This is a genomic window from Sphingobacterium yanglingense, from assembly GCF_004363245.1.
GTDB lineage: Bacteria > Bacteroidota > Bacteroidia > Sphingobacteriales > Sphingobacteriaceae > Sphingobacterium > Sphingobacterium yanglingense.
Map to the genome: position 1 here is coordinate 248426 of NZ_SNYV01000019.1, position 12696 is coordinate 261121.

At 42.5% G+C, this 12696-nt stretch carries 6 protein-coding genes; 2 read left to right on the plus strand and 4 right to left on the minus strand.

The genetic code is table 11. The features are described from left to right. Positions 1-34: 34 nt before the first annotated feature. Both CLV99_RS22155 and CLV99_RS22160 read left to right on the plus strand, forming a co-directional pair. Positions 35-3667, plus strand: a complete 3633-nt coding sequence (locus CLV99_RS22155) for a SusC/RagA family TonB-linked outer membrane protein (RefSeq protein WP_133586700.1) — start codon at positions 35-37, stop codon at positions 3665-3667. A gap of 20 nt (positions 3668-3687) precedes the next feature. Continuing rightward, positions 3688-5229 carry a RagB/SusD family nutrient uptake outer membrane protein gene (locus tag CLV99_RS22160; RefSeq protein WP_133586701.1) on the plus strand — a complete coding sequence of 514 codons (1542 nt, stop codon included), beginning with the start codon at positions 3688-3690 and terminating at the stop codon, positions 5227-5229. A gap of 80 nt (positions 5230-5309) precedes the next feature. Here CLV99_RS22160 and CLV99_RS22165 read toward each other — a convergent pair whose 3' ends face one another. The 4 genes from CLV99_RS22165 to CLV99_RS22180 all read right to left on the minus strand — a co-directional run bounded on the left by CLV99_RS22165 (position 5310) and on the right by CLV99_RS22180 (position 12609). Then, a complete protein-coding gene (locus CLV99_RS22165; protein ID WP_162850191.1) occupies positions 5310-6452 on the minus strand; it encodes a metallophosphoesterase in 1143 nt (380 codons plus the stop codon). After that, on the minus strand, positions 6439-7905 hold the full coding sequence (locus CLV99_RS22170; RefSeq protein ID WP_133586703.1) for a RagB/SusD family nutrient uptake outer membrane protein: 1467 nt from the start codon (positions 7903-7905) through the stop codon (positions 6439-6441). The genes CLV99_RS22165 and CLV99_RS22170 overlap by 14 nt, the downstream gene beginning before the upstream one ends. Before the next feature lie 18 nt (positions 7906-7923). Next, entirely contained in the window at positions 7924-11253 is a 3330-nt protein-coding gene (locus CLV99_RS22175; RefSeq protein WP_162850192.1) for a TonB-dependent receptor, read from the minus strand. A 171-nt stretch (positions 11254-11424) separates the two neighbouring features. Continuing rightward, complete coding sequence (locus CLV99_RS22180) at positions 11425-12609, minus strand: FecR family protein (RefSeq protein ID WP_133586705.1); 1185 nt, start codon at positions 12607-12609, stop codon at positions 11425-11427. Between the last annotated feature and the right edge of the window lie 87 nt (positions 12610-12696).

Here is a 12696-nt window from a genome sequence, read left to right on the forward strand (position 1 = left end):
TAAAATGAATACAATTAATCAATAACCTCTAAAAATGAAGAAATTTTTTACTAAACAAAATGTAGACGGGCTATCTAATCCTGAACTGCAGAACGATACTAAATCGCTGTACAGCTGTAATGTCCCTAAATGGGGAAAAGTTTCGCTTGCAGTTGTTTCGATGCTGATGGGAACTATAGCCGTCAGTGCATCGTCTTATGCACAGCGAATAAAATTTGAGAACAAGAATGTAAGTTATAGAAAGGTATTTCAAGAAATTAATAGACAGACCGGCTATCACTATTTATGGACCGCCAAGGGGGTGGATCCGATGAGTAAAATAGCGGTGTCTTTTAACGATGAATCGATAGAACAGGTGTTGCGAAAAATTGAAAGTAGCTATCCGCTGACGTTCGAGATTCAGGACAAAGTGATCCGTGTTAAAGCAAAGCCAGCTATATTAGCAAATGTGGCTGGAGCAGGACTGGAAAATAAACTGCAGCGTACGTCAGAAGTTAATATCCAGCAAGTGGTAAGAGGTAAAGTGACTGATGATAAAGGAAATCCGTTAGTAGGGGTCAGTGTTGCGGTAGAGGGGAGACGTATAGGTACTGTTACAGATGCCAATGGGAATTTTACATTGGAAGGCATTGAACCTGGAGCTACTTTATCGATTTCCTATGTAGGTTATGTACGGAAGATTGTAGAAGCGAAGGCTAATATTGGGAGTATCAGCTTAGTGCCGACTGATGGGAAAATTGAAGAAGCTGTAGTCCGCGTAAACACAGGTTATCAGAGTTTGCCTCGTGAACGTATGACGGGCTCATTCAGTTATGTTTCTGGAGAGCAGCTGGAGTCTAAATTGGCAACAGGCCTGAAAAATGCGCTGGAGGGACAAGCCGCAGGGGTGGTGATTGATAAATCGGGAAATATTGAGATTAGGGGGATTTCGACGTTTAGTGCAGAGAAGACCCCACTCGTAGTGGTCGATGGATATCCTATTGAAGGGGGAATAGATGATATAAATCCGATGAATATTGCGAGTATTACGGTGTTGAAAGATGCGGTAGCAGCGTCGATCTACGGTTCGCGGGCAGGAAATGGTGTAATCGTAATCACAACGAAAGCAGGAAAATCAGGAAAGCCAAGAGTAAACTATTCCGGATTTGTAAATATCGTATCCAAACCGGAGCTAAAATACCTGAACAGGGCATCCTCTTCAGATTATATAGATGCAGAGATCGATCTATTCAATGAAAATCCGAATGGACCATCGACGATCAGTACGGGTAACATGAGCCGCGTTACTTATCTGTTGATGCAGGTTAGGGAAAAGAAGATCTCGGAAGCAGAAGCAATGGCTGAAATAAATGCATTGCGTAAAATAGATGGGATGAAGCAGATCGAAGATTCGTTCTTTAGAAATAAGATTACGCACCAACATAACTTGGGTATTGTAGGGGGAACGGAAGAGTATAACTATAATATTGCTGTAAACTATCAAAATACGAAGGAGAATCTGTTGAATAATGATGGCAAGAAAATTATTTTTGACTTAAAAAATGAATGGAAGCCATTTTCTTTCTTGACAGCAGGAGCCTCTGCAAACTTCACCGTAAATAATACGGAATCTAGTTATATGGTTCTAAATACGACGGGTGGGCCTAAGTATTTAGGTAATTATTTTGGGTCACTGACAGCATATAATACTGGTTCCTTGCTTCGTCCATATACTAATCTATGGGACGAGAATGGAGATCCGGCAGATATATGGGGGATTAGTCAGTACAAAGTGAATACCTATAAGAAAACGCCAGGAATGAAGCGTTGGGATTATCATCCGCTACAGGATATTTACGATAATCAGTATGACAGGAAGAATTTTTCGGCCCGTATCACCGGTTTCGTCCGTGCTGAAATCATCGAGGGATTGACAGCTGAAGTCGGCGGTAACTGGGTGAGAGGAAATACGCTAACGAAAGGATTACAATCGGCAGACGCATTTGCGGTAAGGCAGGCGTATAATGATAATACATCTAAAAAGAATAACGCAAACCATTATTTTCCGGATGGTGCCGTAATCAACGAGTATAGAGATATTAATGAGTCTTGGACTGTCCGTACGCAACTGAACTATACCAAGGATTTTCAGGGAATCAAGCATCGCTTAAATGTGCTAGCAGGTAATGAAATCCGTAAAATGACATTTGATAACAATCAACTGGCTACTCGGATGGGATATAACCCAACCGCAGGATCCTTTATACCTGTCAATATTAAAGACTATGTGGGTGGTTTATATAATGCGGATAAGCTGTTTAATACTTTCTTTGATGGTATTACCGATGGGGAATTTAAATATAGGGATAATCGTTTTGTGTCTTGGTATGCCAATGCTTCGTACGAGTACGACAACCGTTTTATCATAAGCGGATCTACACGTCTGGATTTAACGAATTTCTTTGGTACGGATAAAAAATACCGCTATAAACCATTATGGTCATTAGGGGGAACCTATAAATTGAGCAATGAAAAATTCTGGAACAGTGAGGTGGTCAATAAACTCCATATAAGAGGATCGTACGGTATCAATGGTAATATTTCGCTAGAGAATGGACCATTCTTAATCTTAAATGTAGGTAAGTATGAGCAGTCTACGGGGGGAATGTCGTATGGAATGAAGTCTCCAGCAAATAGCCAATTACGTTGGGAGAAAATAAGGATTGCAAACGTAGGAATCGACTTTGGATTATTTAACAATAAGGTGGAAGGTAGTCTGGATTATTATAATAAATACAGTAGCGATTTATTGACCAGTGATGCTGTTGATCCAACAGTAGGATATGTCTCTTTAGTGCGGAATATCGGTGAGATGAGTAATGAAGGGTTTGAATTGAGCCTAAATGTCAATGTATTGAATAAAGATCAGTTGAGATGGACTATTTCACCAAATATAGCATACAACTTCAATACGGTGAAAAATTATAATGTGACGAGACAGTATGCCTCAAGTTATACTAGTCCACAAGGGATTCTTGCTACAGGATATGCGGCAGCGGGTATCTGGGGGTATCGATTTGCAGGGTTGAATGATAAAGGGCAGGCGCAGGTGTATAATGCAGAAGATGAAGTGGTTTTGATTGCAAATACTACACCGAAAGATGTTGTTTACCAAGGGACCTTTAGACCGAAATGGGATTTGGCATTGACCAATCGTGTTAAATATCAGGACTGGAATCTATCTTTCATGTTTATTGCTAAGCTGGGGCACAAATATAGAAAAGATGCCTTCGTAGGATCTAATTTCCAGAATAGACATGTAGCGGAACGCTGGCGCAAGCCTGGGGATGAGGCCAATACGATCTACCCGGTATTGCAGTCTTGGAATATGGATATGTTTAGCTTCCCATATATTGATGCGTTGGTTGGAAATGCGAGTTATGCCAAGCTGCGTGACGTAACGCTATCATACGATTTAAGCAAATGGAGCAAATCGATCGGTATAGCCAATGCGCAAATCTATGCACAGGGACGTAACCTGTTCCGGATTACAGCAAAGGGAGTCGATATCGATCCCGAAACGGCTGAGGTGAATATGACCACGGGTACAGGGGCGGCTACAGAGCAGGGATATACTTCTTTGCCGCTACCGCGCGAGTTTTTTATGGGACTAAAGATTGGTTTCTAACGCTTATTAATTGAATACATATGAAGAAGATATATTTTGCCTTGCTATTTGCTGGGGCATTGTACAATACAAGCTGTAACAAATACCTGGATGTAAAGCCAGTCGGACAGTTGATTCCGAGTAAAGTGGAGGACCTGGAAAACCTATTAAACAACCCGAGAAGTATTGATTATCATTTTATAGATAATAATAGAGGGTCGTTTTATGCCTATCTAGGTGATAATACGCGAATTTCTGAAAATGAAGCTAAATATCAATATGTCAATACGCACCCGAATATAGATCGCTATGCGGCGTATACGTTCTATCACCCCTATACAGACCCTAATAAACCACAAACGACTTGGGAATGGGGAATCTATCGTGCTACTGCGATGTTCAATACGGTAATTGATGAAACGAAGGCATTGAATGCCGAAAATAGCGATCTTGGAAAATTGATTACGGCACAGGCAAAGGCAGGAAGAGCCTGGAGTTATATGGTGGCAGCGCTAGGCTATGGTCCAATGTATGATCCGGCTGGGGCAAATGATCAGAAGGTATTACCTTATCGAAAGGACAGTTCGCCTATTGTCGCGAACCCGGGATTGTCCACGACAAAGGAGATTTTAGACCTGGTGGAAAAGGATCTTTTGGAAGCAAAAGATGCACCAGCGAATGTAGGGAATCCTACACGGGCGAGTCTGACGGCAGTGGATGCCCTTTTGGCGCAACTTTATATGTTCAAGAGAGATTGGGCAAAAATGGGTGAATATGCAGATGCAGCTTGGGCAAAAGCCCTAGCAACCAAAGGAAATGTAGATAACCTGATCTACGATTTTAACAAATTTAGTTATAAACCAGATCCAAATGCTTCACCCTCGCCAGGTACGGATGTAGAGGTCGGTTTGGAACTCATAGGACAGGATAACCTAATCAACCAAACAGATAACAGGGAGTTTTTGTTCTATAGGGCAGCAGCAGCGAGTGCTTGGTTTTATCCATCAGAGGAGTTCCTGAACCTATTTGATAAGGCGAACGATCAGCGTTATCGTTTATTTGCATTAAAGGATTTGGGGTATGCGGTGACTGTTGGTGGTGTGAAACATGATGACGGGGTACAGACATACTATTATAGGGATGATAAAATGGCGGGTAATCAAGGTTTGACTTACCCAGAGTTGCTCTTGATGAAAGCAGAGGCGAATGCACGATTGAATAAGCTGTCCAATGCGTTGACGGATCTTAATCTGTTGCGTAAGTACAGATATAGTACTGCTTTGGCAAATCTGCCTAATGGAGCTGCTTTAAGTCAGGATCAGTTATTGGAAGAGATATTAAAGGAACGTAGAAGAGAATTGCCCTCCGGCACCTTTCAACGTGTGTTTGATATCAAACGATTGGCACTGGATACAGGTAAACCTTGGGCTAAACAAAAGATAGAACATACTATAGGAAGTAAAACGTATTCGGCAGATGTAAAGTCTAAGTACTTTACCTTGCAGATCAATAACCCAACTATTCAATTAAATCCAAGCTGGGGATTGACGCCAAATATGGAGACTTATCTGCCTGTAAAATAGTAATTGTTCTATAAATGGACAGTAAATATTACGCCTTCTATACGATCGTATAGAAGGCGTTTTTTGAAATAGGATCTGTATTAGATTCTCTCCTTTTTCTTGGGATCATCATAAATGCGGTACCGCTTGTTCCCTTTAATCAGAAGTCCGCGGCTATGCCCTTTATCCCGGTTGGATTTATTGCTCACATTGACGCCATAAACTCTGCCTTCATAAAAGGAGCTTACCTCTGGAAAAATAGTATGGCCTAAAAAAATACGTTTTATGCGATACTGGTCCATAATGTGCTGTAGGTCGGCAACAGAGAGCGGGTTGTATTTTTCCTCCGTACGGACCATGCCTCGATACCACAAGGGGCCATTGCTTCCGAATAGGAATCTGGCTGCAGGAGATTGCTCTCGCTCCTCCTTTTTCTGGTGTATATATGCACGTGTACTGTCATTGATCGCATCCATAGACCATACATCACCGATAAGGTCTGCGCTCAACCCAGCGTGGACAAAAAGGTTGTCACCGATTTTTTCTATCGTATTACGGCTTATCAACCAACGTCCTAATTCGGAGTCTGCTCCCCAAAGATCTTCGTAGTTTTTACCAAGTTGACTGGCAAGTGTCTTATACTTTTCTTTGGCGTATTTAAGATTGCCACGCAATATCATTTCTTCATGATTGCCTAGTAGGAAATGAACAGCTCCACCTGCCGCAGAGGCTTCGGCTTCTAGTTTGTAAAGTAGCCAGAATAAGGGAAGGACATCTTCGCCCCGGTCGAATATATCACCGATTACTACGAGGTGTTTTTTGTCAAAGGTCCATTGATACTGTTCGCCAATAACGCGATGCGCTTTCAAGATAGCATGGAAGGAATCGAAATCTCCATGAGGATCGGAAAGTACGAGAATCTCATTGTTACTGCTGTACGTTGCTTTAGGAGTCTCTATAGGGTGCAATGCGACTTGGAATCGATGTTCTCCATTCTCAGAAATAACTTCAAATGTCGGAGTGCTATTTTGCTGAATTTCTAATTGCCCCTCGTAAACACGTATCTGCTTAGTTTGATCGGCAGTATATAGAATATATGGGCCGTCGTGTTGAGAGAGGGGAGCGGACTGCTGGGCGGAGAGGTTTCCTATAGTAAATAAGCTAAGTAGAAAAATAATCCAAAGGTTATACCTGCAAAAAATAGTGCAGGTATAGCCTTGGATGGTATGTTTAATAGCCATCATTCTGTATAATGTTTGTATTGGCATCGATTTCTCCACGAGGAATAGCCATTACCGTTTTGAAATAAGTGCGGTCGAAAGACTTCGTCTCTGCACGGAGTAGCGGCGAGTTGTGTGATGGGGCTTTGCGCTCGATGCGCATATTGTTGCGTGTTGCATCAAATAAGCGGTGTCCCTCGCCAACAAGCTCTTTGCGGCGTTCTTCCATGACGCGTTCTAATGTAACGGTCCCTGATACCGATTTGGCCGGATTGGCGCGGGTTACAATAGCATTAAGGTATTTCAACGCATTCGTGTTGTCTCCAATCTTGACAGCAGCTTCTGCAGCGATAAGATAGGCTTCTGAAAGACGTAGGACAGGAATGTCAGCCTCCTGTGGCGTTTCGCCTTCGGCTGGGTTACCAGGATACTTATTGAGGTAATAGTAATCGACCTGCTTGCTGGTGTATTTGGTGATGATTTTATGACGTACATCGTTCGGGTCAGCTTTCAATAAGTTCATGTAATCACCAGACAATATAATATCATTATAACCTAGGCGCCACAATAAATAACCTATCCCATCTTTGCCAGGACCACCGGTGTCAGAACCTGTCTCTGTTTTGATGATAGGTAGTTGAAACAGAATCTCACTGGTGAAGTCTTTGGACCAAACCGTACTGTATTCTTCATTGGTCCATAAAAAATACTGTCCCTTGGTAGAAGAAGCTGATTTTTGTGCTTCGGTGATCATTTGTGTCGCGGTATCAAAAGCCTTTTGATTCTGTCCCATATACAGATAGGCACGTGCTAGCAATTGTTGGGCTGCAAAGCGGTTTATCTTACCATTATTACGCGCCGTACTAAGCAGTTTGCTGGCATCTTCTAAATCTATGATTACTTGATCGTAGACCTGTTTGACCGTATTGCGAGAAGGTTTACTGCTCGAGTTGTGCTTTTCTACTTCAATAGGTACGCCTAATGATGCGCCATTGTCTTTGCTGAAGGGAGCGCCAAAAACTTTTACTAAATCAAAATGTGCTAAGGCACGTAGGGCTAATGCCTGTCCTTTGATATCCTTCAATTCCTCACTAAGCCCTTCTGCGGGAAGACCATTCGCGAAAGCTAAGATACCGTTTACATTGCGCAACACACGGTAGGGGAAGCGCCAGAGAGAGGATGGAGCAGTGTCTTTGTTATAATCAAATAGATAGAACTTTGCAGCACGTTTCGTATCCCCATTGGCCTGTAGATCCTCACCCGTCACATCACCATAATAAGTCATGCGGGCTCCATAGTATTCATAATTACGAAGGAAATCATAAGCCCCATTTAGCGCATATTGTGCTTCGCGGGCGGATTTTATGGCTTCACTACTTTCTGTAGAGGTACTAGGTTGAGCTTCTTCGAGCCATTTATTGCCGCATCCCGTGAATAATAGACTAGCAATAAATGCGATTGATAATATATTTCTCATGTCTGAATAATCTTGTTGTTAGAATTTAATATCCAATCCAAATGTCACTGTCTTTAGCTTTGGTGACTCAAAGTATACGCTACCATCGACAGGTACTTCAGGGTCATAGTTTTTGTATGCAGCAAATGTCAATAGATTGACACCTGAGCAATAAGCGCGTATGTTGCTGACTTTAAGCCGGCGAGCAAACTCTTGAGGAACGGCTACGCCAAAAGTAAGATTCTTCAGACGGATGTGATCAGTAGAGTGTACTCTACGGGTGTTGGCGACACTACTCATGTCGTACGAATTACCCACCATAAACATTTCTATATCGGTCTCATCGCCGGGTTTCTGCCAGCGTCTTTCGTAATATTTAGGAATATTGTCATACCCTGTTTTGCCCGCAAGCTCTGTTTTACTCGCGCCATAGTCATACGAATTGCCTCCCAAAGTATAGGTCCAAGTAAAGTTTAGATCTATGAACTTATAACGGAATGTATTGGTAAAACCACCCGTAAGCTTCGGGTCTACGCTTTTGTAAGCAATACGATTGGCTTTGGTGTCATCCTCGGTAATTTCTCTAGAGCCTAGGTTGTTTGGGTCATTGACATAGTATTGTGGTGCGCCGGTTTCTTTGTTGATCCCTGCAAATTCCACCAGGTAGTAACTATACCACGGTTGCCCTACACGATGTATCAATGTACCATTACGAAGTTCGGAGCTGCCATCAGCCAAAGAAATGGTTTTGTTCTTATTCATACCCAGATTAAGTGATGTAGTCCAACTCAACGCTTTGTCCCGTAAAATATCGGCACTGATGTCTACTTCGATGCCCGTATTACGTAATGCCCCGATATTGGTCAAATAAGAAGAAAAACCGGTGGTATAAGATGTAGGCATATCGTTTAGTAGATCCGATGATTGCCTGTTATACCATTCAAAGGTGAAGTCGATACGGTTTAACAAACGTAGATCCATCCCGATATTCAAGTTGTTCTGCTTTTCCCATTTCAGGTAGGGGTTACCGATCTGAGTTTCGCGTATACCCGGATTGCCCCCGTATGGATAGCCAAAGCCTGTCAGGTCCATATAGGTGAAGTAATTGTTGCTAGCGGAAGGAAGAGTACCGTTGGTACCGTATGACACGCGAAGCTTTGCGTCGGATACAACTGGTTTTAAGGATTGCATAAAATCTTCATTACTTAGTCTCCAAGCACCTGATAAGGACCAGAAGTTACCCCAGCGGCTATTACGGTGTAAACGGGAGCTACCGTCTGCACGTATACTGGCACCTAAGAAATACTTGTTGTCATAATTGTAATTGGCACGGGATAAGTAGGATAGTAAACGCCATTCATTGGTAGAACCAGATAGGTCTTTAAGGACAGAACCGTTGGAGATAACAATTTTATCCACCGAAGGGAAGTTCTCTTTGGCGCCATCTAGATCTTCACGGGTGTATTTATTGACCTCGTAGCCACCTAAGATATCTAGATTATGCTTGTCCGCAAAAGTCTTCGTATAAGTAAGGCTATTTTTCCATACAATCTGGTTGTATTCTTTGAAACTAGAAGTCAAAGATCCGTTTTGTTTCTCTCCGTCGGAAGAACGTGGATCCGCCCAAGAGTTATATTTGGTCGTCGTATGGTCTAGACTGAAGGTAGTATTAAATACCAATCCATCAATAAACTTGTAGTTAGCGAAGAGAGTGTTGAAAGAGCGGTTGGCCTTCTCTGTTCTAAAATTATACATAGATGCAGCCATAGGGTTGCGTGGCCCATTGGAGAAGAAATCCGTAAAAAAAGAGCCATCTTCGTTGTATACGGGCTCTGAACCTGTTATTTTGTGACGTGTAGCATAGATTGGTGATGTATAAGTTCCCCCTTCTGCATTGACATCCTGAGCAACGTTGGAATAGAGAATATTGGCACCGACTTCCATTTTGTCGGTCATCTTATACTTCACATTCAGACGGCCAGAGAGACGTTCAAAATCAGACTGATAAGATAAGCCTTTCTGATTCATATACGACAAGGAGTTGTAGTAAGACAGTTTGCTGTCTCCTCCAGAAGCAGAAAAGTCTACATTTTTAAAAGGGGCTTGGCTACGGAAAAGCTCTTTTTTCCAATCTGCCCACCCGCTCCATGGCTCTGGTGCATATTTGTCAATATTGGCTTGTGCATATTCTTCGATTTTTGTCTCATCAGTCAGTTTATCGGTATAACGGGCCTTATTACGAAGACCTTCTAATAGCATTGCTCGACGTTCAGGTCCGCTCATTACCTCTCTAAAATCAGTAGCTTGACTCGATATTCCATAGTCTCCTCGGATTGAAAATACCGGTTTACCGGCTTTTCCCGATTTGGTAGTGATCAAGATGACTCCACCAGCAGCACGAGAGCCATATAGTGAAGCGGCCGCAGCATCTTTGATAACGGTGATCTGTTCGATGTCGGAGTTGTTCAATGTCGACATGACATCAAAACCAGCATTGTTAGAGCCGCTGGAAGCTATATTACCAGACATGACAGGTACCCCATCGATTACATAGAGCGGATTGTTTGCTGCATTGATAGATCCCATGCCGCGTATACGGATACTAGTAGACCCACCAGGTTGACCCGATAGTGAATTGACCTGTACACCAGGTGCATTTCCCTGTAGCATAGTCGAGAAATCTACAGCAGGAATATCTTTCATTCTGTCGGTTTTGATCGTAGAGGCGGAACCAGTATAGTCCGACTTTTTGAAGGTACCGTAGCCAGTGACGATAACCTCTTCCAAATCAGCTTCGACAAATTGTAGACTGACATTGATCGTAGAAGAGTTGACCTCTAGCTCTTTTTTTTCATATCCCAGAATGCTGAATGTCAGTGTGGATCCGCGCTCTGCGGCGATGTGATAATTACCATTGTCATCTGTTGCAGTCGATGTTTTCTTGCCTTTGACAGCGACAAGGACTCCTGATAGCGCTTTTCCTTGATGGTCAGTGACTCGGCCACGGATATCATTCTGTACAGATGCGGCATCGGAAAATGAGGTAGTTTGTTTGTGTGAGTTTGCCGTTTCTGTAGAAGCCGTTTTGATCACGATAGACTTGCCGTCGATTACATAGGTTAGCGCGAGCGGTTTTAGAAGTGCATTTAACGCTCTATTCAACTCCATATTGTCAAAATTTACATCAACGGAAGGTGTGTTTTTGATGACCTCCGATTTGCTCAATATGGTATAGCCGGTTTGTTTTTTGATCTCCCGAAAGATATCGGTGATGGGGCTGTTTTTTTTCCTGATGTTCACCGTTTGAGCCAGGCCCTCTGCCTGGATTTGGCCAACGGTGATCAAAAGTAGCACAACGATCATTTTCATAATAATGAGGTGTTTACAAAGCTTATTTTTCATTACTTTTGATTGGTTTAGTTTTTTAATAAACGATTACATGGATTTTATTTGATACTGGGCCGATTACCGGGGAAGTGCCACCTTCTCCGGTTTCTTTTGAAGTACTCAGCTCAAATCTTCTTACTTTTTTGTCCCGAATTACTTCATGATCTTAACCCTCCTCCCTTCGATCTTGATTTTAATGTTGTCATCAGTCATTTTTATAATTTTTAATACTTTATCAAAATTGTCTAATCGGGATACAGATCCCCAGAGTGCAAGTTCCTTTAAGGATGGGGCTACCTCGATTTCGATATCATACCATCTGGCGACCTGTCGCATTGCTGTGCCCAAAGATTCATTGTTGAAGGCGAACTCTCCGTTTTTCCAGGCGATACTTTCTTCTACATTGATATTCTGGGTTTTCATTTGGTTATTGCTGAAGAACGTTTGTTGCCCCGGACGTAATGTACTCGATTGTTTATTGTCAGCGACAACGCGAACCTTGCCTTCTAAGAGGGCCACCTTCGAGGCTTCTTCATTCCGATAAGAATTAATATTAAAGTGTGTTCCCAATACTTCGACCTGTTCATTAGGCGTTTTGACTACGAAAGGCTGTTTTGCATTGGAGGTGACTTCAAAGTAGGCCTCTCCATCCAGTTCAACCTCCCGGAGAGGGGCAGTAAATCTATTTGGGTATTTCAATCGGCTATCAGCATTAAGCCAGACCTTACTGCCATCAGGTAAAGTGACATGGTACTGCCCACCCTTGGGCGTAGATAAGGTTAATAGTGCCGTCTCTTCAGGGATATCTTTTAACAATAAGGAACCATCATTGTAGGTGATCTCATCGCCTATGACAATACCGCTATGCGATTCGTTCAGTTCGATGACTGATCCGTCTGCTGCTAATAAGGTCGCTCTATTGCTTCCCGGATTTAGCTTCTCGGCCTCTTTTAAGGTCTGTAGGTCGGAGCTCGAGTTCGGAAGGCTCAGTAGATACCAAATGCCAACAGAAAGAAAAACAAGGATAGAGGCCGCTGCTGCATAGCGAAGCAATGACCGATAAGCGTTTGCTCGAATGCGCTTCTTGGGCTGAGCTTCAATACGATGAAGGATATTCTGGAGAGTCTGTTCTTTATTTGCAATAGATTTTGTCGTGTGAAAATGACGATATTCCTGCAAGGCCTGTTGTAGACTGCTGGGATCCTCCAAATTATGTATAAGATCAAAAAGATCAGGATATTCTTCAAATAGGCTTTTAAGTTCTAAGTGATTGTCCGGATGTATCGTCCCTTTGAGGTATTCCTTAAGAAGGTCAATACGGTATGTGGTCTCTTGCATGTCGTGAATGTTAATAACCGTGACTTGCAATAAAAACACAGTAGGAAAGGAAATCTTACATTAAAATCTGTAATAATTTGCATTGAG